Source organism: Olivibacter sp. LS-1, assembly GCF_008245145.1.
GTDB lineage: Bacteria > Bacteroidota > Bacteroidia > Sphingobacteriales > Sphingobacteriaceae > Olivibacter > Olivibacter oleidegradans.
Map to the genome: position 1 here is coordinate 1543515 of NZ_CP041643.1, position 25202 is coordinate 1568716.

Sequence of the window (25202 nt, forward strand, 5' to 3'; positions counted from 1 at the left end):
TGATACGTTTTAAGTAGGAGCTTGTGCTATTGCGATTACCCGTGCCACTGTAATAATACATTATTAAAGCTGATGACTGAAAGCTGACTGCTGATAGCTTTTTAGTTATAAGTTTTAAGTGATAGGTTTTAAGTAGGAACTCGTGCTAGTGCAACTGGCGCGTACCACTGTAATGGCTTGTCTTGATGGCTGAATACTGACTGCTGATCGTAACTTAATCTGGAACGAGCGTGATTTTTTCATCATAAAGTGTATCTTTGACGTTCGAGAAGGATGTATGACTGACCAACCTAACGTGCAACTAAAATACTTGTGGGATCAAGTATGCTTTTCGAATGATATTAAATCGTTCGAACTCCTCTTTCATCAGTTGAACCGTAACCTCATCAATTTTTGCCATACCATCATTCATCATGAACATGCTGCGGAAGAAATTGTTTCTGATGTATTTGTTGCCTGCTGGAATAAACGGGCCGAATTGCAGCATGTCACAAACCCGAAAGCCTACCTCTTTATGGCAGTAAAAAACCGGGCGCTGAATCATGTGAAACAATACTCTCATTTGCAATTACAAACCAGTCTAACAGATGAAGTGATATTGGTAGACGCGAGTAATCCGAACAGCGAACTCGAAAAAAAAGAGTTCTTTATGAAAATGGATGGTATCATTGCCCGTTTACCTACACAGACCTTGCTCGTTTTTCGTTTGATTAAGGAAGATGGTATGAAATACCAGGAAGTGGCTGATCTGTTAGATATCTCTCCAAGAACGGTGCAAACTCACATGCGTCGGGCAATTCAAAAATTACGAGAATGGCTACAAGCTTATAATAAACGGGATTACTTTGCTACAAAGAATAAGCTTTTTACATTGCTTTTTTTATTTCTTGCCTCTTGGGGTATTAGGGGTTAGCTGTGAGTAGTTAAATAGTTGGGTCGTTGAATAGTTGAGTCGTTAAATAGTTGAATAGTTGAGTAGTTGAATAGTTGAGTCGTTAAGAAGTATTAAATAGTTGCAGTAGCAGAAATCCTACCTTAGACCTATAACCTATAACATAAAACTTATAACTTTTTTTTTCTTTCTTGTACGCATTTCCTGTCAAAAAACTGTCTGTTAAAATACGGACCGATTTTTTATTTGAATCTCTTCCATTTAATTTTATGCTGCATCAACGATTTGAGTATTTATTAGCAAAGGAACTGAGTGATCAACTGACTGTGGAAGAAGCAGCTGAGCTTAAGGGTTTATTGGAAAGTAGCAGCGAGCTGAAGGCGGAATATCAACTGCTACATCAGTATTGGAATCGTAAGGAAACGTCTAGTGATCGCGATAAAGACTTGTTTAATAAAGTACTGAGTAAGATAGAGTTGCCAGCTGCTCCTAAAAAGCTAATCCCGAGTTTTTTATGGCGTTTAACGGCAGCGGCAGCCGTGCTCGTTCTGGTTTCTTTAGCCTTTTGGTTCTATCAGATGGGGCGGAATCCGGATCAGGAGGTTTCTACAGCGAATCAGCAACGGACCTGGGTGTTGGAAGATGGCACGAGCGTTACCTTGAATGCGGCGAGCAGCTTAACTTATCCAAAGACTTTCGATTCGCTCACGCGCGAAGTTTACTTAGTAGGTGAAGCTTTCTTCAAAGTGGCGAAAGATGAGAAACGTCCCTTTATTGTGCGTACACACCATGCATATTTGAAAGTTTTGGGCACTTCCTTCAATCTGCGGGCTTATCCCGATGAAAATAAAACGGAAACCAGCTTGATTGAAGGGGTTGTAGAAGTGTCCTTGAAAGGTGAGGCAGAGAAAACGGTTCGTCTACAACCGTCGGAAAAGTTAACGATCTATAACCCGGTAGCCAAGGAGGCTGCTCCCTCCAAGCAGAAAATCGAACGGTCGAGCATCTCTTTTTTTCATCCAAAAGACACGCTTTCTGTGGAGACCAGTTGGCTGGATAATAAATTGGTGTTCAAGGATACGCCCTTTGAAGAGCTGGCCCGTACATTGGAAAGAAAATATGGTGTCGAAATTGAATTTCAGGGAAAGCGGGCGCCTGCCTTGCGCTTTAATGCCGTCTTTGAGAAAGAAGATATTGGCCAGATCTTAAGAGCGCTGAAAATGGCCAGTAATTTTAGCTATCAACAAGCATCGGATAAAATAATGATATATGACTAATTTTTAACAACCACCTAAGTATGAACGGAACGATACCCCCAACCTAAAAGTGAAAGCTGCCCCAGGCAGCTTCCACAAGATGTACAATTAAATCAAAATCGCGCCAGCTTTTTGGCGAAAGCTGGCTTTAACTTAATTCTAGTAAAAATATGATTTTTTTTTCGCACCTAAGCGGTGTTATTAGAAAGCGTATGCTTTTTCAAATCCTAATAACCATGAAACTTACTTTGATCCTGTTGCTGCTGGTGCAGCTTCAGGCATACTCAGCGGTGAAAGCGCAAAGCAGGGTATCGCTGAAGCTGAAATCGGTCAGTATTGCCGATCTGCTGAATGAACTGGAAACGAAAACGGATTTTCGTTTTGTCTTTAACCAACAGGCGATCTTCACCAAAAATGATATCAATATAACAGCCGAACAAGAGTCGGTTTTGAAAATATTGGATCGGGTGCTAGCTAAGAAGGGGATTTCTTATACCTTGTTGGAGAATAATCTGATCGTTATTAACGATCCCATGCAGCAACAAACGGTAAGCGGTGTGGTGGTAGATGAAGCGGGGAACCCGTTGCCGGGCGTGAGCGTACGTGTTAAGGGGATAAACAGGGGAGCGGTGACGGACGCTAATGGCCGTTATCAGGTCAACATAGCGAATGGTGAGGTGTTGGTGTTTTCGTATGTGGGCTATGAAACGACTGAATTGGCTTATACCGGGCAAAAGGAACTGAGAACAGGGCTGCAACTGGCAGCCGAGGGCTTAGATGAGGTAGTAGTTGTTGGCTATGGCACGCAGAAGAAAGTGAATCTGACGGGTTCGGTTGCAACCATTAAACAAGAGGATATCAGCAGACAACCCGTTGGGCAAGCATCTCAAGCCTTGCAAGGTTTGTCGGCTGGTTTAACAGTTACCACCAGTAGCGGGCAACCGGGGCGCGACCAAGGTGCATTGCGTATACGTGGCTTGGGAACCTTAAATGATAATAGTCCTTTGGTGTTAATCGATGGAGTCCGTTATGATAATACCATCAGCTTGAATGACATTGATGCCAACGATATTGAGTCGGTATCTGTTTTGAAAGACGCCGCCGCAGCTTCTATCTATGGCGTACGTGCAGCAAATGGGGTGATTTTGGTGACGACTAAAAGAGGAGCTGCGAACAAGCCTCAAGTTAGTTATGGTAATTATTTTGGATGGCAAGAGGCCATTCGCACGCCGGATTTTGTAGGTGCGCAGGATTATATGCGGTTGGTGAATCTTATGTATACAAATTCCGGTGGCTCCGAACAGTTTACGCAAGACCGTATTAATGCCTATAATGATCCTAATCGGGATCCGATTGTTTATCCGGACAATAATTGGTACCGAGATGTCTTGTCGGGCTCAGGCTTTCAACAACAACATAATGTATCGCTCAGCGGGGGAAGCGAAAAAACGAAATATCGATTTTCGGGGAATTATTTTGACCAAGCCGGGTTGGTGAAAAGCATGAATTTCGATCGCCTTACCTTGCGCCTGAATACCGATTTTCAAATTTCGGATAAGCTCGACTTCAATGCAGATCTTTCTGCCCGTATTGCCAATAGGGATGAACCGCAGGCACCTAGCGGAGATGCTGCTTGGTTTCAGTTTGGCCAGGCTTATTTAGTGACGCCGATCCAATCGAGTAAAGACGAAAATGGAAATTGGCGGGCTTTGCGGGGCGAAAATAATATGCTGCGTCTACAGGAAGAGGGTGGTTTGTATAGTTTAAAAGACCAACTTTATACCAGTAATCTTCGGCTTAACTATCGTCCCATTGAAGGCATGACGCTAAGTGCTATTGCATCGAATAATATGCAGACGATGTATAATAGCCAACATACAAAGCAGTTTACCTATGTTAATTTGGATGCACCGATCGGTCGGAACGACATCCGTAAGATTTATACGGGATACCGCAACGAGAACTACCAGGCTTTGGCCAATTATGAAAGAACCTTCTCTAAACATTATATCAAATTACTCGGTGGAGCTTCATATTTAAATCAATATACGGACAATTTGAGTGGTATGCGACTCAATTTACCGAATGGCAACTTAAGTCAGATTGATGCCGGTGCCGCCGATGGTCAGGTAGCTACCGGTAGTGCGGAGCAATATACCTTGATCTCTTATTTCGGTAGGGTCAATTATACGTTTAACGATAAGTATCTTTTTGAGGCAAACATTCGTCGGGATGGTTCTTCGCGCTTTTCGGATGGTGAACGCTGGGGATGGTTCCCTTCTGCTTCTGCCGGTTGGCGGATATCGCAGGAGAATTTCATGAAAAATGTTTCTTTTGTGCAGGATCTCAAGCTGAGAGCGTCGTATGGTATCTTGGGTAATGATGCACTCGGCGGTGGAGCCTTAGGAAGCAATATTGATGGTAATTATCCGTATCAATCCAACTACTTTTTAAATAGTTATCCGATAGGTGGTGTGCTTTATCAAACCGCGGGTTTGCGGAATTATCCGAACAGTGGGCTTACCTGGGAAACCACCAATATTGCCAACTTTGGATTGGACTTTACCTTGTTCAAAAAACTGAATGTTACCTTCGATTACTTCGATAAGAGAACAAAGGACATTTTGTTCAACTTGCCCATTCCTTCGTCGGTAGGCTTGGAGCCAACGGTACAAAACGCAGTTTCTGTCAAGAATTCGGGATGGGAGCTTGCTATGAATTATCAAGACCAGTTGGGTGATGAATTTAAATACAGCATCGGTTTGAACGTTTCGGATGTGCGTAATGAGATTACGGATCTGAAAGGGGCTGACCAAGTGACAATCAATAGCAATAATATTGCGACAGGTAATTTCGTCGGTAGGCCTATCAGTGCCTTTTACGGATATCAGGTGGCTGGCATTTACCAAACGGCTGAACAGGTCGCGCAGCATGCGGTTATTTCTCCGTCCGTTGGGCCGGGCGATTTGATCTACGAGGACCTGAATAATGATGGAGTTTTTGATATTGTGAATGACTTTACTTATTTGGGTAGCAATATTCCTCGTTATAATTACGGAATTAACTTGGGCGCGTCGTATAAGAATTTTGATTTCAGTGCCTTTCTACAAGGGGTAGGAAAGGTAGACGTCAATACCTTGAATATTGAGAAAGCCCGAGAAAACCTGGACGGTAATATTCGCAGTAATTGGTTAGATAGCTGGACACCGGAAAATACGGATGCGGCCTTCCCCCGGTTGATTACCTCTGCGGTAAACTATCAACCTTCGTCGTTCTGGGTTAAAAGTGGCGCCTATCTGCGGCTTAAGAATGTGTCGATTGGCTATCGGTTGCCTAAATCCATTTTAGCAAAAACATTTATCAGCAACTTGCGGATTTTCGCTACCGGCCAGAACCTGTTAACTTTTTCTTCTTTACCGAAAGATGTGGATCCGGAAGCACCGAATGATATTCGGTACTATCCGCAGGTACGAACAATCACTTTTGGTTTAAACGCAAACTTTTAATATCCAGCAATAACATGATACATAAAAGCTATATAAAAATACTGACAGCGGCCATTTTGTTTTGCATGGCCGGCTGTTCGAAAGACTTGGACAGACAGCCCCTGGATAACCTGGGGAATACAACCTATTGGTCGTCACAAGAAGACGCGGAACGCGCGGTAACCGAAATTTATCGCTATTTAGGTTCGAACGAACGTTTTTTTATTTCTTGTGCCACTGATGACAGTTACTCGTGGAGTAATTGGCCGGTGGATATTCAGTTTGTTGCCAATGGCAGCGCCACGCCGGGTACCGGTACCTTCGGCAATTTCTGGAAAAATCTGTATCAACAGGTGGCCCGGGCTAATGATGTGACCGACAATATTGACCGTGTACCGAATCTCGATCCGGCCATCAAGGCACGTCTGCTGGGCGAAGCAAGATTTTTACGAGCCTACGCGTATCAACAGCTGACGGGTTTATTTGGAGATGTACCCTTGATAACCCACATCCAAGCACCGGAGGAGTTTGATATCGAAAAAACACCGAAGGCTGAAGTTGTTCAATTTATATTGGATGAACTCAGTGCTATTAGTAATGATTTACCGGAAACTTATGCAGCGAGCGAGTACGGACGGATTACCAAGGGCGCGGCATTGGCCTTAAAAGCACGGGTGGAGCTTTATAACGAACGTTGGCAGGAGGCGGCTGAAACGGCCAAGCAGGTGATGGATTTAAGTGTCTATCAAATCGACAATAATTACCTAAGTTTGTTTAACGGTGATAATAAGCAAAGTAGAGAAATTATTGTCTCTGCACAGTACCTACCCAATGTGTACCCTAACCCCAATGCCACTTGGATCGGTGCACCTAGTCTTGCCGGCTGGGGGCAGATTGTGCCGTTAAAATCACTGGTAGATGCTTATGAGTGTGTGGATGGGTTGCCGATTGATGAATCACCCTTGTATGATGCCAACCGTCCTTTTGCAAATCGCGATCCTCGTTTAACGTTAACCATTGTGGTCCCCGGTACACAGGTTAACAATACGGTAATTGATATTACCAAACGGGGATCGCCGGACGCACTCGGACAGTCCAATGCTTCTTTCTCAGGCTACTACTATAAAAAATACGTGCCTACCACCATCAGTGGGGGATGGGAAACAAGCTCAGCGGCAGACGTCATGATCTTGCGCTATGCGGAAGTGCTGCTAACCTATGCGGAAGCAAAAATCGAAAGCGGCCAGATCGATCAATCGGTTTATGACGCAATTAACCAGGTAAGGCAACGGAATGGCGTTAACATGCCAGCGGCTACAACCGCTACGCATCCCGATCAAAACGCGTTAAGGGAGCTTGTTAGGAGGGAACGCCATGTAGAATTCCCTGTCGAGGATAACCGGCTATTTGACATTCGCAGGTGGCGGATTGCGGAGCAAGTTATGCCAGGTAGGGCTTTAGGAATCTTCAATAACTTCGATAGCAGTCGCAGTGATTATAATAATTATGTGTTGGTCGAAACAAGAAATTTCAACCCTTCCCGAGATTATTTATGGCCTATTCCAGCTAACGAAATTTCGTTGAATAGTGGCATCACGCAAAATCCGGGGTGGTAGTTAATTGCTATAAATTAATGTTTTTGGTGGGGTGTCTAGTAATGCCCCACCAGTTTAACTTGAGCGCTAAAATTCTTGTCTTACCGTTTCTGCCCAAACTGAATCAGCAGTGATTATAGTAAATTCACCACCTTGCGAAGCATAGCCCCCACCGGTAAGGATTACCTTAACATTGGGCTTTATCGTCACATCACCCAGGTCAGGTTCGGTGATGTCCCCCGAACGACTGGCTGGTATCTCCATTACCGGATCGCAATTAAATTGCCCACTTCTGTTTGGCAATATAAAACCGCGATAAACAACATCAACGGGACGCCCAAATTCAAGTTCTCCGGAAATTTTCGGCAATAAATAGCCAGGGTAGTTCATTCCATCAGCTGGAAATTCACTATACAGATATTGATAGCTGCCATTCGGATCAAAGGGAAAGCGACTTACGGAGTTTGCGAAAATATAAGGGAGACCAGCTTGGACATTCCTTATTGGATAGGTCCTATACCTGACTTCCAGACTGCCCACTATTCGCTCTAAATTAATCATGTTTGTGTTTACATCCGTTTCGTTCACAGTGAATTTATATTCTTTATAAAAAACATCTTCGATTTCCTGCTTGGGCTGTAAGTAAGCTGTTGCATACTTCGTAGTATCTCCATAGGTCAGTCCTCCCATTGATCCAACAACAATCATCGTATAGCTGCCTGCCTCCAGCTCGAAATAACGTTCATTGTATTTGCCTGTTAATGAGTATTCATTTGGGCTGATTAATCGCTCAACTAATTCACCTTGGCTATTATAAATAAAAAAATCTAACCGTCGGATATAGTTTTCAATCGCGTCGTCGAGCTCAGGGTTATCGGAAGCAGCCGCTACTTTGTTTTTTTTTGTTGATGCAACCTTTGGTGGTAATGGTTCTTCCTCTTGTGTGAAAGCCGTTACTTTAAACGATATTTCGTACTTTTTACCCTCTGCTTCAGGCAAGACCTCGTCTCTTCCTGAATTTTTTTCACAGCTGCTCCAAAGAACTATTAAGGACAGCGTGACTAAAAATAGTAGACTTTTTTTGTTCATAATTTTTGTTTTAGTTTCTTCTGCAATTTAATTATAGCTAAAGTTGTTTTGGTGAACAATTATATATGCATAATTGGTTATTAATGGGAAATTTAATTGCTGTTGTAAGTTATACGCAATAAGTATGGGTGCCTGCTACTGCTCCTGTAATCATTTGCGCTGATATCTGAAAGCTGACTGCTGATAGCTAATAGCTAACCGTAATATGCTATCTTTGCTTTACGTAGTCGCTACGTTTGCTAAAATAAACCTAATTGTTTCGTTTATGAGGTTGTTGATCTTCCTATTCTTCTTCTTACTGCCGTGGACCGGTTTTGCCGTTTCTCTTTCGGATTATCGATTTCATGCCATGCCGGAGACTTCTTACTACGGAGGTATCCATAGCATTACCAAAGACAGTATAGGTAGAATATGGTTTAGCGGATATGACGCCTTGTTTGTATATAATGGTCATTCTTTTATACAGATGAATGACCTCGTTACAAGCTATTCGCCTGGCGAATACTGGAACTACGGGCAAGTAATTACCGATCAGGCTAAAAGATTATACGTGGCTACAAACCACGGACTGCTACGCTTCAATTACCGAAGCCAACGGTTTGACCGCATATTGGAAGGTAATATCGGTACCTTGCTGGTTGCTGAAGATGGGATGATCTGGTTGGTCAGAAATAATAAAATCGAATCGTTCCATCCGGATCGTTTAGCTGAAATAACCGAATATCCGCTCGTATCAAAGCTCGCCATATCGGCTTTAATAAACACCGAAAATAACACCTATGTTGCTTCAAAAGGAAAAGTGTACCGGGTAAATAAAGAGACTAAACGATACCATTTATTTGCTGATCTGGGAAACACAGAGTATGTAATAAGGGATTTAATCGTGCATCAGGGGCAGACGTATATACTGACGCATAGCCACGGATTATTTGAGTGCGACCAGGAAGGGAAGGTAAAAAAACAGTACACACTCGCTCTCGGTGACGGAAAGTCAGCCACAACTAAGAGCCTTTACTTGGATGCATCAAATATTGTATGGGTCGCCACGCAATCCGGTCTCTTCTTGGTAGACCCGCTTAAAAAAGAGACACGTTTGCTTCGATCCAACTTGCATTATCCGCACTCGCTTCCAAATAATTCGGTTTGGTCTATTTATCCGGATCCGGATGGGGGTATATGGATCGGTATGTATGGAGGGAAATTGGCTTACATGACTTTTTTCGATAATGATCTCAATTATTTCAAACCGACTTTAGGAGGTTTAAATCATCCGATCGTCAGCTGCTTTGAAGAAGATACGCAGGGTAATTTATGGATCGGTACAGAAGGTGGGGGCGTAAATTACTGGAATAGAAAAACAGACCATTTTTCATATTACACGCAGGAAAATAAAAGTGGTATACGATCGAATATGATTAAAAGCCTGCACTACGACAAAAATAGTATGAGCTTGCAAAGCTCAGCATTTAACGGGGGAGTGGCCCATTTTGATGAGCACCGACATCGTTTTGTGGAATTGCCGATTAATCATCCGATAAGCTCACAACCTCTTAATGTCTACGATTTCGCCATGGAAGCTGATTCGGGTATTTGGATGACGGATCCGGATGCGGAATTGATATACAAGAATACAAAAAATGGAAAGATAGAAGTCGTCTCGCTCGTTGATGCCAAGGGGAAGGCGATGCGATTGCGGATTGAAACTCTTTTTCGGGATAAAGGTGATCAGCTATGGCTCATAACACATAGCGGATTGTATATTGTACATGTTCGCACCAGACGCATTTTAAAACACTACTATATAGCTAACGCACCTTATGCTGTAAATAATCTTTGTTCTTATGCCGTTACATCAGATTCGGTTATTTGGCTTGGAACACGTGGGGGAGGGGTTAACCGGTTGGACAGCAACGGAAGCTATGTCAATTTTGGCGAAAAGGAAGGCTTATCGGCAAAAACCGTTTTTGGCATACTGGAAGATAGCGATTCAAAGGATGTCTGGTTCGGTACCAATGACGGATTATACTGTTATGAAGACGGTAACAAACGGATTAGCAAATTTCCGGTTGATATTACAAATCTTTGCGGTACATTTTATGCACGTTCGTGTTTTAAAACCTCGACAGGCGAAATGTTATTTGGTGGAACCAATGGGTTCATTATGTTTACACCCCGCAAGATCACACGAAATAACCAAAAACCGAAAGTCTTTTTTACCGATCTATTGATTAATAACAAAAAGGCAGTTCCGGGAGACAAAAATGCACTGCTAAAGCAAGACATTGCTACCCTTTCTTATGCAGATGATAGGGACAACAAAATCGTGCTTTCTCATAAACAGTCGAATATAGAAATACGGGTTTCCACTAATAGTTACCTGCAAGCCGAAAAAAACCGATATGCTTATCGGATGTTGGGTCTTTCGGATAAATGGTTCACGCTCGCCCGAGGTCAGAAGTCGGTTCAATTTTTTAATTTACCTTCGGGAAGCTATATTTTCCAAATAAAAGCTGCCAATAACGACGGTTTATGGGGCGATGATGTGGCTGTTTTGTATTTCCGGATAAAGCCGTCTCCATTTTTGTCTGTCTGGGCGTACATCGCCTATATGTTACTCGTACTATTCATTATCTATTTTATCTGGAGGTATTTCACCAATAAAAAGATATTCGAGCATCGGCTTGAAATGGAGCAACTCAAAGAACAAAATATGAAAGAACTGACGCAGGCGCGGATTAATTTCTTTACCCATATTTCGCATGATCTGAAAACACCGCTCACCTTAGTAGTCGACCCCTTGAAACAATTGAAAGAAACCTTACAAGAAAATCGATCTGCGGCGACTTATGTACAGCTTATCGAAAAGAACGTAAATCGCATTCAACGAATGATCAGCCAATTGCTCCAGTTCAGAGAAATAGAAAGTCAAAAAATTACGGTTAATCAGCAACTGGGCGATATTATCCGGTACATTGGCGATATTTTCTCGTTGTTCGAACTTTATGCCAATAAAAAGGGAATCGAAACAGATTTGAAATCCGAAATGGAGAGTTTCTATACGAAATTTGACTACGATGTAATCGAAAAGATATTCACTAATTTATTCTCTAACGCTATAAAATACACAACCGAAAATGGCTTTGTTGGTGTAAAAATAAAGAGAGCGGGACGGGAAGAACTTGCAGCGTACGGACTAACTCCGCCATTGCACGGCGATTATATTTCAGTTGCTATTACCAATACCGGCGCGACGATTCCGGACGATAAGAAAGACGTGATATTTGAATCTTTCAACCGGTTGTCTATCGGAAGGCCGGCTTTTGAAAAAAGTACCGGATTAGGTCTGTCCATTGTAAAAGAATTGGTTAGCTATTTAGCGGGGAAAGTCAGCTTATACTCGGCCGATTCTACCGTTACTTTTACGGTGATTTTGCCATTTACTGCTAATACCGAGGAAACGGGAGATAAGCCGGGATCATATGAATATACGATAGCAGAAATAGACAATATGTTGGTTGAATCGGCAGAGACACAAGCGGTTGATAAATCAAGGCGTAAAGCGAATAGTATCGTTGTCATTGAAGATGACCCCAGCCTACGCTCTTATATGGAGCAACGATTATCGGAGCATTATAATGTATATGCTACCTGCAATGGTTATGAGGGCATCGCAAAAACCGAACGGATATTTCCGCAAATGGTGATTACCGATTTGATGATGCCCGAAGCCGATGGCTTTGCTGTCTGCCGAAAACTCCGTTCCAACATCAAAACGAGTCATATCCCGATCATTGTACTATCGGCGTTGGGTAAGCATGCGGAAAACAAAATTAAAGCACTGGAAAGTGGAGCGAATGTATTTATAGATAAACCCTTTGATATGGATTATCTGCTTAAGCAGGTAGATAACCTGATAAAAAACCAAAATGAACTGAAGGCGTCCTATAGTAAAAAATATATTGCCGAACCTGCAAACATTACCATTTCTTCAGCCGACGAAGACTTGCTTCGACGGGCGATGGAACACATCGAAAAAAATATGAGTAACATGGATTATCATGTCGAATCCTTTGTGTCTGATATGGGAATCGGACGCACGCTCTTATACCAAAAAATAAACGACATACTCGGCATGTCGATTAAGGAGTTTATTTTGGATATACGACTTAAACGCAGCGCGCAATTATTAGAACAATCCGATCTTACCATATCCGAAATTTCTTATTTGACAGGTTTTAATAGTCCCAAGTATTTCAGCATCTGCTTTAAAAAGCAATTTGAAGTGACCCCAACGGAGTTTAGGAAGAAAGTTGAGTTGTGAGATTAGTTGATTAGTTGAATCGTTGAGTAGGGGAATAGTGATGAATGATGGGTGATGAGTGATGAGTGATGAATTTTGTGGAGAATGTAGCACAAGCCCCACTTAAAACCTAAAACTTAAAACTTAAAACTGCCCCGTACAAAATAGAACCATTTCCGTACAAATCAATACCATCCCTATTAAGGGCTTCGCTTAGTTTTGCAGCGTAAGCCAATTATCGTAGTACCTAAACAGGTGCCGATAGTAAATTAAGTTTAACCATAAAATCTATTTGCCTATAGAAAATAATATCCAACAAAATAAACGGTCATCACGTACCTAAATATATAGGATGACATAAGAAGTAACTGCTTTTTTAACGTTAACCTTTTCTAAATCTAAATTTACATGATTAAAAAAAATCGCATCAAGCTGAAAGGCTTCTGGGCGATACTTGCTCTCTTTTTGCTGTCAGGTACGCCTCTCTATTCGCAACAACAACTGATTAAAATTACAGGACAAGTGGTTGATGAAAGCGGTGAAGCCCTTGTAGGTGTTTCCGTTCGGGTTAAAGACCAGCGTACAGGCACCGTAACGGATACAGATGGAAACTATAGGCTTCAAGCTTCGCCATCCTCCACGCTGATTTTCTCTTATATCGGCTATATCAACCAAGAAGTGGCAGTAAATCCGTCCGGCATAATGAATATAACGATGGCGGGCGAGCAGCAACTTAATGAAGTGGTGGTGGTGGGCTATGGCAGCATGAAGAAGAAAGACGTGACGGGCGGTCTTTCAGTGGTTGGCAAGGAACAATTGGAAATGGTTTCTACCAACAATTTAATGGACCGATTGGTGGGGCAGGTAGCCGGGTTTAGCATTACCACCACCAATGCTGCACCGGGGCAAGACCAAACGCTGCTCATCCGCGGAGAGAATTCACTATCAGCAAGTAATTCGCCTTTAATTGTACTGGATGGAATTCCCTATAGTGGCTCCTTAACGGATCTCGATCCCAATAACATTGAAAACCTGACGGTATTAAAGGATGCCTCGGCGGTGGCAATTTATGGGTCGAGGGGCTCTAATGGAGTTATACTGATTCAGACTAAAAGAGGTATGGAAGGAAAGCCGCAAGTGGCTTACCGAGCGCAGCTTGGAATGGCCGAACCGATGCAACGGATTGACGTGATGGGGCCGGAGGAATACATCAAACTGCAACAGGATATCGGTCGTTTAAGAGAGGGTTATACCGGCGAGCTGCTCGATCCGGTGAGCGGAAATATCATCAGTCTTACGGAGCGGGAGAACTACATCAAAGGCATTACTCACGATTGGCAGGATTACATTTTCCGGAAGGCACTGACCACTGATCACCAGCTCAGCATATCGGGTGGAACAGAAAAAACGAAGTACATGGCCGCGGCAGCTTACCTGAGTCAGGAAGGTGTAGTTTATAATTCAAAACTTACGCGCTATAACCTCTCTACAAATATCGACCAAACGTTCAACGATTGGTTGACAACCGGCATAGGTGTTCAGTTTGTACAAAGAGAGGATGGTGGTGTTACGCCGAATATCGAACATGCTATCAAGCAGAGCCCTTACGGAAAATACAAAGATGACGCGGGTAATTATGTGTACGAGCCGATGGAGTATTCACTGATCACCAACCCCATGCTCAACGTAAATGCGGATCAAGACCGAACGAATCGGAATTTTTTCCTCAGTGCCTATGCGAATATTCGTTTACCGATAGAGGGTTTGTCATTCCGTTCCAATTACGGATACAATTACCGAAGCAATTTTACAGGCACCTATTATGGACGTAATACCTTTATCGGGAGGGAGCAAGCGGGACAAGTGGGTGGAAGCGCCCGTATTAGCAATGGGCATACAACCAATTATACTTGGGAGAATCTGCTCAAATATGAACGCGAAATCAATAATCATCGTTTTGACGCAACCGCGCTGTTTAGTATACAGGAGAATAAAAGCATCAGCGCTGCCCAGAGTGGGGATGGATTCGTGACTGACAATACGAGCTATTATATGATGAATACCGCCGAACGCAATATAACCATGTCGTCCGGGTTGTCTGAAACAGCAATGTTGTCGTATATGTTCCGACTGAATTACGCCTATAAAGGTAAATATATGGCCACCTTAACGGGCCGCTCCGATGGTGCCTCGGTCTTCGGCGTGAATAATAAATACGCTTTTTTTCCTTCTGCTGCCCTGGCATGGCATATGGGCGAAGAGCATTTCATAAAGGACAATCTTGATTGGGTGAGCATGTTAAAATTGCGGGCTTCTTATGGAGCTAATGGGAATCAGGCAATCACGGCTTATCGAACGCTGGATCGCCTTTATTCGAACGTGAAATACATCTGGGGCGATGGTGGTACGGCGGTGAATACGGCGTATCTGGCGGGTGATGGGATTGGTAACCCGAACCTGAAATGGGAAACGACTTATACGGCTAATATCGGTCTGGATTTTCAGTTATTTAACAATCGCCTAGGGGGCACTATTAACCTCTACCGATCTAAAACCAAAGACTTGCTGATGATGCGGACGGTGCCAATTATGAATGGTTATAACCGAATCTGGGACAATGTAGGGGAAACCCGCAATAAAGGAATTGAAATAGCTTTGAACTCGGTGAATATCGAAAAAAAAGATTTTCAATGGAGTTCTAATGTTAATTTTTCGCTAAACCGCGATAAAATCGTTGAACTACGGGGCGACCATTTAGATGATATTGCCAATAACTGGTTTATCGATAAACCTTTACGGGTTTTTTATGATTACAACATGGTGGGAATCTGGCAAGCAGGTGATACGTATTCTTTCACCGACGCGAACGGAAAGGAGCGCGAAATCCAGACGGGTGCGGAGCCGGGATCTGCCAGGTTGGAGGACGTAGATGGTAATGGATACATTGACGCGAATGATCGGAAAATTATCGGATCCAAAATGCCAAGCTTCACCGGTTCAATAGGTAATCGGATAAACTACAAGAATTTTTACTTTTCATGTCTGATAAACGGTGTGTTTGGTGTTTGGCGCGATGATAACCTGGCTAATTTTGGCTCGTGGACTTTTGGAATAACCAATTATGTACATGGTGCCAATTATTGGACACCTGAAAACCCAACAGCCGGCATCGTTTCTCCGGGCTATACCAATAGCTTTGGGCATGGCTATTATAAAAAGGTTTCCTATGTAGAGATTAAGAACATGACGTTCGGTTACCGGATCGGGCAAAAAACCGCTCGTAAGGTGGGCTTAAACGCCATTGATGTGAATGTGAGTGTCAATAACCTACATACCTTCTCGAATATCAGACAGGTGCTCAATTACGATAACAGTTGGATGGCCTCTTTTCCGATGGCTCGGTCGTATATGCTCGGACTGAATTTAACTTTCTAATCAATAGGAATACGGAATTAAACATATGCAAATGAAGACTTTTATAAAAATAAGCTTAGCTTTTATAACACTCATTTCCCTGAATGGGTGTAAAGATTTTCTTGAAGAAGACTTGAAGACAGAGCTGGCACCTACTAACACCTTTACCGGTACGTATGGCTTTGAGGTGGGCAGTGCGGGACTATATGCATTGACCCGTTCGGAGTATAATACCTATGGAGAAGGGGGCGCTTATATCCACAATGGTGCTTGTCCGTATGAAGCCTTGCAGGCGGCAACGGATATTGTGGATGTCATCAACAGCGACGCTTCGTTGATGCCTTTTGCTAACCTGACCTTGACGCCCTCCCAGCAGTTTGTAACAACCTATTGGAATTGGGCTTATCACCTGATCTCTTCGGCAAATGAAATACTGGTATATGCGGATCAAAACACAAACTGGGATGCGCCGACGGATAAAGCACGTTTTCAGGCTGAGGCCCGATTCTTTCGCGCTTACGCTTACCGTACGCTGGTGTACCTCTATGGAGATGTACCGTATGTAGAAACTATTTTATATGATTTTCAGCTGAATTTTACCCGGACACCCAAAGCTGAAGTGCTGGAGCATATTGTGGCTGACCTGCAATTTGCAGCGGAACATCTTCCGGAAAATCCGGATCAGGTTAAAGATGGTAAATTGACGAAATGGGCGGCTTATCACTTATTGAGTGAAATGTACCTATTACAGGGCGAATACCAACTGGCTGAACAAGCTGCCTTAGCCGTTATTAATAGCGGACGCTATGAGTTGATGAAAAATCGTTTCGGAGCCAAACAAAATACGGCCGGGGATGTATTTAGCGACCTGTTTATCGAAAATAATCAAAATAGGCAATCAAGTGGCAACCGGGAAAGCATCTGGGTATTGCAGTTTGAATTTAACACGGTAGGTGGGGGCACCAACTCGGATGATTGGACACGCAGGGCGTGGAATCCCAAGTATCAGGATGTGTTAGGTTTTGTGCTGGCCGACACCTTAGGTGGACGTGGCCTGGCGCAAATCGTTCCGATGAAATGGTGGGTAGGCACTCAAGGAACCAATGCTACAGGTAATGTTGCCGGTATTTTTGATGCAACAGACATACGCAACTCGAACTATAATATTAAACGCAATTGGTATTATAACAACGTAAATGAGGCCTCCTTGTACGGTAAAAAAGCGACTATCACGGAACAAACCTGGTTCACAACCAAGTCCTTATTCCCTGCGGTAACGAAGTTTTTCTATGGCCGGGCTGAGAACCTAAGCCTCACCGGCAGTTATAAAGACCGCATGAAATTTCGTTTAGCGGAAACCTACTTGTTGCTTGCAGAAGCTTACCTAGGGCAAAATAACCCGGCCAAAGCAGCCGAGGCGGTCAATGTAATACGGGCACGTGCGGGGGCGTCTTTAATCGACGCCGGTGCGATGACGATGGACTTTCTGTTGGATGAGCGTATCCGGGAATTAGTAGGAGAGGAAAGTAGACGATTTACCTTGGTGCGTACCAAGAAGCTGGTTGACCGCGTAAGGATGTACAACAATGCCATCAAAGGTAAAATACAGGATTATCATGCGCTGTGGCCGATACCACAGGTGATTATCGATGCGAACCGTGATGCTGAATTCCCACAGAATCCCGGATATGGCCAATAGACGCGGATAGCGAATGATACACACTTATGACGATTCGTAAATATGCTATTTCCATAAATCAATTTAATATAAATCTTTAAGTAAAAATTATGACAAAATTAGATGGTAAGACGGTCATCAAATCTGCGTTGATGCTGATTCTCGGTTTTCAGTCATTTGGCTGCTCGAAAGAAATTACTAATTATGCAACAAGCGATCATGGAGACAATACGCTTGTACAACCTAGCTATAACGACAGTTCGGTGTTGCGCAATCCCTTAAATGGTTGGGTGATGTACGCGGCGCGTACCGCCGATGAATCGTATTGGGATACGGAATTTTATGTACCGGACTTAGGTAAAAAAGTAAAGGCCATCGACTACGCCTCGGCCTGTTATGTCCGTACCAGCTGGGCATCCCTGAACCCGAGCGACGGAGTTTATGCCTGGAATGATTCTACTTCCAGAATTGCAAAATTAATCAAAGGAGCGGAAAAGCGGGGTGTGCCCATCGCTTTCCGTATTGTAGTAGATGGACGTGATCAGGGCGCCAATACACCACAGTTTGTCTTCGACGCCGGTGCGAAATATTATTTAGAGAACGCACGATTTCCTGATCGGAAAACCCCCATACCTCAGGATCCTGTTTTCCAACGATATTATGCCAAGTTTATCGAAGCTTTAGCCACCGAATTTAACGATCCGGATCGTACGGCATTTATTGATGCTTATGGTTTAGGCAAATGGGGAGAGGCGCATAATGTGATCTATGAAGATCCTGCGACTTCTACGGGTGAAAATACAGAAAGACTTAAAGAGGAGGTTTTTAATTGGGTGACCGACTTGTACGCGCGAACCTTTACCAAGGTTCCCTTGGTGATTAATTACCACCGATTGGTTGGGCATCCGGCGAGTTGGGGAGCCCCCAATGCGAATAGCGACAAATTATTAGCGAGTGCGATTAACAAAGGATACAGCTTGCGGCACGATGCTTTCGGTATGACTGATTATTATCAAAGCTGGGAAAAGCAGTTTGCTAAAACATGGAATTATAAACGACCAATTATTATGGAGGGCGGTTGGATTACCACGGGCACACACCGCTATTGGATTGACCCAAGTGGTAAATACCGCGAGGGGCATCCCGAAGATGTAAGACAGGGAGAGTTTGACGCATCGGCCGAAGCACATGTCAACATGATGGATTTTCGTGTTGGTGGGGAAACCGCTTCCTGGTTTGAGAAAGCCTTCACATTGGTCCGGCGTTTTGTGTCTGAAGGTGGTTACCGATTATATCCCGATGAGCTATACCTACCTGAAAATGTCAATCGTGGAGCGGAGGTAACTATTAGCCATCGTTGGAAAAATATGGGCTGGGGTTATTTTCCCAATAATATCCCGCAATGGAACTACAAGTATAAGGTTGCTTTTGCACTTTTGGACGGGAATAACCAGGTGAAAAAGGTGTTTGTAGATACCAACAGCGAACCTTCCAATTGGTTAATCGGAAATCCGGTGTCTTATGATTTCAAACCAACGGTAGATTTGCCCGCCGGCACTTATGCCTGGGCTGTAGCGATAGTGGATACGTCCAAAGGGAATAAACCGGCCATAGAGCTTCCGGTTGACGATGAGGTGACAACGGAGGGATGGTTAAAGTTACTGGATGTACGGGTGAATTAGCCAATTAACCAATTAGCCAATTGGTTAATTGGCTAATTGGTTAACGGCTACCGTTAATCCGTTAAGTTGTTAAATCGTTGAGACGTTGAGTTGTTAAGTAGTTGAAACGTTAAGTAGGTTTTTTTCTATGAGCGTTTCTTCTCAAAACCCACAACCGGCAACTCATAACCAATAACCAACAACTAACAACCGGTAACTAATAACCAACAACTAACAACCGGTAACTAAAAACCAACAACTAATTTCCGGTAGCCACAATAGCCCATCCATTGGCAACTGCCCGCGGCGTTCCGTCCGATGGGCGGTTTCTGATCTCGTATGATGTACTTGATGGATTGTTTATGAGAAAGGTGGACGAACCGCCACCATCGAGGTTGATCGACTCCTTGACGCCTAAGGCATGCATGAGCTTGCCTAGATCGGTGAAATTGATGCCGTAAGAATAGTCGTATTTCCTTCCGTCTACCACCATAAAGTATAACTTATTGTCTGCCGTAAATCCTACAGCGGTACGAGGTTCTACGGAAGCGTCGGTGTGGCTTACCGGTTCACCGTCTTTTACTACGCGTTGATGACCACCAAGTGCATGGAAGATCTCGGCTTTTTGTGCTTTATAATCGCTGTCATCCCCCAGCATTAATTGACCTGATTTGCTGACACCGAAAAAGGTCCAGCCCGCCGGGATGGTGCTACGAATGGCTTGCCCCGATAAGTATACAATGCCACGCGGCTCGCCTGTTGTGGCGTTGAAGAAGTCGGCATTGGAAGCAAAAAGCACCTTGGATGTCGAATCTACATGTTTTACCATTTCTGGAACGGATTGACGGCCATAGGCGGTTGCGCCGTTGGGTGTTAAGGGATGTAATTGAATAGTGGACTGATTCATGTCGGCCTCTACTATAAATATCCGCATGGTATGGCCGTTTATATCTTGGTAGTGAATGTCCGTCTCCTGCACGCCCGGGTATAATTCTAAGGTCGTATCGCTATATACGCGATGAATCAGCGTGCTGTTTTCTTGCAGGCGAAGGGTCAGTTCGCTTCGTGTGTGATCCAACACCCGGATGGTGCCCTTTTCGTCTTTTTCGCAACTTGCGAGGGAGCTAAGGGCGAGAATAAACCATAGTGCCTGTTGCTTTATGTTCAATTTCATGTTTGATGCTGTTAATGGGTTAGTAACCTTCGTTCTGTGTGAGATTCGGATTCACCTCACGCTCGTAATCGGGTATCGGAAATTTGGTTCGATAATCTTCAATACCCAACACCTCCACGGCTTTACCCGTGCGGACCAAATCGAACCAACGAAAACCTTCTGCGAGTAGCTCCCGTCGCCGCTCGAGGGCTACGGCTGCTTGGTATTCGGCCTCGTTGGAAGGATTGATGGCCGAGAGGTTTCTTGCGGCTCTCAATGCGTTTAACTGCGGCAGTCCTGCCAAACCTTTCCCCTCGGCTGCAATTAAATACATTTCGCCTAGGCGGATAACCGGAATGGGGTCGGTTCCTGTTTGGCCGCTGGGGTATTTATTGATTACATTCAGTGAACTCACCGTTGCGATGCTCATGTCTTTGCGGTTGTCGCCCTCCTCAAATAGGTTCATCACTTCATCGGTTGGTTTATAAACGTATGAGCCGCTTACGTCATGCGCATAAGTATAAAATAAAGTGCTTAGGGTAATGCTCGATTCTTCGGTTAGATTTTTAAAGGAGAATATTTCTTCGGTGTTTTCCGTATGCCTGAATATTTTGTCGAACCGATCCAATGAAAAGCTCCCGGAGGCAATCAACTCTTCTGCCACTTGGGCCGCTTCTGCCAGTTTGTTTTGTCCGAGCAGGACGCGAGCTAGCAAAGCCTTTGCTGCTTGCTGCGATACGTAGTAATAGTCACCTTCGAAAGCCGGTGCTTTTTCCAGGGCTATCGCTAAGTCGGCCTCGATCTGGCTCCACACAGCGCTCGAAGGATCGCGCGATACGCGTTCAGTGGTGTTTTCCAAGATCAAGGGCACGTCGCCCCATCGGCTTACCAAATTATAATAGATATAAGCACGGAAGAAGTGGGCGGTACCTTCAATCCGCGTGCGTTTGTCAGATTGCGGCAAACCGGCCATGATATGGAGGACGTTGTTGACCTGGTACAGCGATTGGTATAGGCCACTCCAGTTGTTGTTGACCAAATTATAGTCGGTACGCAGGATGTTACGGATAAAAGCGAGCTCGCTTCCGCCCGAAGCATTAATCAGGTTGCCGCCTACTAAATCGAACATAATGTAGGATTCTCTTCCTTGATTGTTTTGCACGGCATTATACATACCGTTTAACAAGGCATCCATGTCGCGCTCGTTTACCGTTTCAGGTGCTACTGAAGTTTGCGGATAGAAGTCGAGTTTTGTACAGGAAGAGAAGGATACCAGCATCAAGACTGCCAGGATGTTGGTAATTGCTGTTGTTTTATACATGCTTAATTTTTTCTTCATTAAAATCCAATATTAACACCAACATTGAAGCTGCGCAGTTGCGGTAAGATCAAGTTATCCTGTCCGATAAACTGCGGATCGAAGTCATTGGTTACTTCCGGATCGAAGCCGCGGTATTTGGTCCACAGGTGCAGGTTATCACCCTGTACATATACCCGTAGTCGTTTCATGCCGATTTTATTTGCAACCTGTGTTGGCAAGGTGTAACCAAAATTTAATGCCCGTAAGCGGATGTATGAACCATCCTCTAAGAAGCGGGAAGAATTTTGGGTATTCCAACTATTGCCGTAAATGGCACGCGGGGTTGTATTGCTGGTTCCAGGTCCGGTCCAACGCTCATTAGCTACTCGCTCGGTCATGTTCATGAAACCGCTACCCAAGCGGTCGGTGTTGACCCGATAACTTGCATACACCTTGTTACCGTAAGAATAGGTGAAAAAGATGTTGAAGTCGAAGTTCTTAAAGCGGAAACTGTTGTTCCATCCACCGTAGAAATCCGGGTTGGCAGTGCCCACAATTTGTCGGTCAGACACATTGATGGCTCCGTTACCATCCAAATCTTCATACATCACATCGCCCGCACGTACCCCATTTTTATAGAGTGATTCCGGCACTTCCTGGTCCGACTGGTAAATTCCGAGCTGTTTATACATATAGAAGCTACCTACTTCCTGCCCGACCTGCAGGGTCATGTTAGCGCCGATTAACAGCGCTTCGTCACCAATCAGGGAGGTCAGCTTGTTTTTGATAAAGGAGATGTTGAAGTCGGATGACCATTGGACGGGTCCTAGCGGGACCTGTGCGTTCAGCAAAAACTCCCAACCCTTGTTTTCCATTGAGCCGATATTGCTGATGATCGAAGTAAACCCGGAAGTGGAAGGCTCGGGTTTGCTGTATAATAAGTTATCTGTTTTCTTGATAAAATAATCGGCCGTCAGATTCAGTTTGCCACCGAGCAAACCAAGGTCAAAGCCAGCTCCATATTGTCGGGCCGTTTCCCATGTCAGATCGCGGTTACCATTAGTGCTGACACCGATACCGCTTTGATTATTGTAATTGCGTCCTCCGCTCATTTGGGCATGGTAAGCGTAGCTGCTGATACCATCTTGATTACCCGTTTCACCATAACTGCCGCGAATTTTGGCTGTTGTACCGGCAAGCGACCAGAACGGTTCGCTGGAGATATTCCAGCCGGCGGATACCGATGGGAAGTAGCCCCAACGCTTATCCGGATGGAACTTGGACGAACCGTCCGCACGTAAGGATAGGCTCAGTAAGTATTTATCATCCCAAGATAGATTGGAACGACCGAATATCGACATCAAAGCACTTTCCGTCAAGCTAGTCCCTGCCGAAAGAATGGAGGCAGCTACCGAAAGCTGTTGGAAGGAAGGAGAAGGAAAACCGCTACCTTCTATGTTGGAGCTGGACAGGTTGAGGCGCTGATAGGAGTAACCCAATAATCCTTCCACACTAAGTTTATCGAAGGTTTTATTGTAATTCAAGGTGTTCTCCCATAAGATATTGGGTGTAAAGCGACGATTGTCGTATTTTACGCCGATGCCCGTTCCATAAGGATGGTCTTCGGCATAGTAAATATTGTCGAGGGTATAAGTTAGATCGGTACCCAGCATGGTCTTGAATTTCAGTCCATCCGTAATGGTGGCCGTACCGAAGAAAGATCCCAAAAATCGGTAATTATCCAGCGATACGTTTTGCTCATTGATAATCTGGAAAGGATTGTGATAGATCAATTCGTCGGTACCGCCTAAATAATATTCGCCATTTGGCTTAAAAGGACGATCGAAGGGACGTTGGAGCAAAGAACGCCCCATCATGGTGGTTCCTAGGTTCGATCCCGGCACGCGTTTATTCTTGGAATAACTATAGCTGGTGTTTGCCCCGAATTCGAGCCAGTTATAAAGCTTATGCGTTAAATTGAGTTTACCGGTATAACGCGTAAACTTTTGGTCGATAAAGGCTCCTTCCTGACTGAGGTAATTGCCGGATAAGTATACGCTGGTTTTATCGGTACCACCGGTAAAGGATAAGGACAAACTGGTGGTATGGGCCGGACGTGTAATCAGATCAAACCAATCGGTGCCCGGTTCGCCCGGAAAGGGGTTTTCCTTGCGCTCCATGTAATTTTTAGCACCGGGGGTGTAATCGTACTGTGTATTAAAATTGTCGATCGCCTCATTGATGACCGACAGGTATAGATCCGGATCGGCCATTTTCATTTTATCCGTATTGGGCACTACCGATACACCGGTAAAAGCGTCAACGCCAAACTTGGTTTGATTGGCCTTGCCTGATTTGGTGGTAATGAGGATGACGCCGTTGGTGGCGCGACTTCCGTAGATGGCTGCCGAGGCTGCATCCTTCAGCACTTCCACCGATTCGATGTCGCTCGGATTCAACAGCGCGAGCGGATTCATGTTTTCACCAAAATTCAGTAAAGCAGCATTTTGGTTCACGACGGGTATTCCGTCGATTACATAGAGCGGCTCGTTCGTTGCACTCAAAGAGCCGATACCACGGATGGATACCCGATTTACCGTACCCGGGCTACCGGAACCGGCGCTCACCTGGACGCCGGGCATGCGCCCTTGTATCAGTTGGTCCGGACTTAATGCAGGTCTCGCATTTTCTTCGGTCGGTTTGAAAGATGATACTGCCGCTGTGAGGTCGCGCTTTTTCTGCTGACCATAACCAATAACAACCACTTCCTCTAAATCCGACAAATCGATTTTCAAGACTACCTGCAGCTGGTTTTGGCCTGTCATCTTAAGCTCCTGCTTTTGATAGCCGATCAAACTAAAAACCAGCACATCGCCTGTGCTTACCGGTAACTGAAAACGTCCTTGTGTATCACTTGTTACGCCGCGTGTGCTTCCTTTTACGATAATGCTGACCCCCGTCAGTGGATTGCCTGTCGTATCCCTTACCTGTCCGCTAACTGGCTGCGGTTGGAGGCTTGGCTTCCTGGGTTCGACTTGCCTTTCATCTCGTTTAAAGAGAATATTGCGATCGACAATTTTATAAGAGATGGGTAAGTTCTTTAAGCAGGCTTCCAATACTTCTTCTATGGGTCTTTGCTGCAGGTTTAAACTCACCTTCTCGGTAGTGAAACTCGGATCATCGTAAAGGAATACATATTCCGTTTGATTTTCGACCAATTTGAATACTTGGTCTAAGGGCATGTTCGTTACTTTCAACGACACATTTTGTGCATAAGTCGATGCACTCACTTGGATAAATACCGAAAGTAGTAAACCGACAATTAGTTGAAATCTCATGATGAATTTCAGTTGATTAAATGTTCGTGGAGGCGGCCACC

The 25202-nt window shown here is 44.3% G+C and carries 12 protein-coding genes; 8 read left to right on the forward strand and 4 right to left on the reverse strand.

Features of this window, described 5'->3' with window-relative positions:
• Positions 1–277 precede the first annotated feature (277 nt).
• From FKG96_RS06335 to FKG96_RS06350, 4 genes are all read left to right on the forward strand, one after another.
• Complete coding sequence (locus FKG96_RS06335; RefSeq protein ID WP_130856084.1) at positions 278–913, forward strand: RNA polymerase sigma-70 factor; 636 nt, start codon at positions 278–280, stop codon at positions 911–913.
• Between the two features lie 248 nt (positions 914–1161).
• Complete coding sequence (locus FKG96_RS06340) at positions 1162–2169, forward strand: FecR family protein (RefSeq protein ID WP_130856085.1); 1008 nt, start codon at positions 1162–1164, stop codon at positions 2167–2169.
• Positions 2170–2384: 215 nt separating this feature from the next.
• Entirely contained in the window at positions 2385–5654 is a 3270-nt protein-coding gene (locus FKG96_RS06345) for a TonB-dependent receptor (RefSeq protein WP_242627187.1), read from the forward strand.
• 14 nt (positions 5655–5668) lie between these two features.
• Positions 5669–7249, forward strand: coding sequence for a RagB/SusD family nutrient uptake outer membrane protein (locus FKG96_RS06350; protein ID WP_130856087.1), 1581 nt, complete (start codon positions 5669–5671; stop codon positions 7247–7249).
• Between the two features lie 66 nt (positions 7250–7315).
• Here the strand turns inward: FKG96_RS06350 and FKG96_RS06355 are convergent, their stop codons facing one another.
• Entirely contained in the window at positions 7316–8317 is a 1002-nt protein-coding gene (locus FKG96_RS06355; protein WP_130856088.1) for a FimB/Mfa2 family fimbrial subunit, read from the reverse strand.
• Between the two features lie 265 nt (positions 8318–8582).
• Between FKG96_RS06355 and FKG96_RS06360 the strand changes: the two genes are divergently transcribed.
• From FKG96_RS06360 to FKG96_RS06375, 4 genes are all read left to right on the forward strand, one after another.
• A complete protein-coding gene (locus tag FKG96_RS06360) occupies positions 8583–12638 on the forward strand; it encodes a response regulator (protein ID WP_246860248.1) in 4056 nt (1351 codons plus the stop codon).
• Between the two features lie 387 nt (positions 12639–13025).
• Positions 13026–16052 carry a TonB-dependent receptor gene (locus FKG96_RS06365; protein WP_149105272.1) on the forward strand — a complete coding sequence of 1009 codons (3027 nt, stop codon included), beginning with the start codon at positions 13026–13028 and terminating at the stop codon, positions 16050–16052.
• Positions 16053–16083: 31 nt separating this feature from the next.
• Positions 16084–17730: a RagB/SusD family nutrient uptake outer membrane protein gene (locus tag FKG96_RS06370; protein WP_207303753.1), complete on the forward strand. Its 1647-nt coding sequence runs from the start codon at positions 16084–16086 to the stop codon at positions 17728–17730.
• Positions 17731–17819: 89 nt separating this feature from the next.
• Positions 17820–19391 carry a DUF4832 domain-containing protein gene (locus FKG96_RS06375; protein ID WP_130856091.1) on the forward strand — a complete coding sequence of 524 codons (1572 nt, stop codon included), beginning with the start codon at positions 17820–17822 and terminating at the stop codon, positions 19389–19391.
• A 238-nt stretch (positions 19392–19629) separates the two neighbouring features.
• Here the strand turns inward: FKG96_RS06375 and FKG96_RS06380 are convergent, their stop codons facing one another.
• The 3 genes from FKG96_RS06380 to FKG96_RS06390 are packed head-to-tail and all read right to left on the reverse strand — an operon-like array spanning position 19630 to position 25161.
• Positions 19630–20544: a phosphodiester glycosidase family protein gene (locus FKG96_RS06380; RefSeq protein WP_130856092.1), complete on the reverse strand. Its 915-nt coding sequence runs from the start codon at positions 20542–20544 to the stop codon at positions 19630–19632.
• Between the two features lie 19 nt (positions 20545–20563).
• The gene (locus FKG96_RS06385; protein ID WP_130856093.1) at positions 20564–21862 is read right to left on the reverse strand and encodes a RagB/SusD family nutrient uptake outer membrane protein; all 1299 of its coding nucleotides are present in this window, start codon (positions 21860–21862) and stop codon (positions 20564–20566) included.
• Positions 21862–25161, reverse strand: coding sequence for a TonB-dependent receptor (locus tag FKG96_RS06390; RefSeq protein ID WP_242627189.1), 3300 nt, complete (start codon positions 25159–25161; stop codon positions 21862–21864). Before FKG96_RS06390 ends, FKG96_RS06385 begins: the two co-directional genes overlap by 1 nt.
• Between the last annotated feature and the right edge of the window lie 41 nt (positions 25162–25202).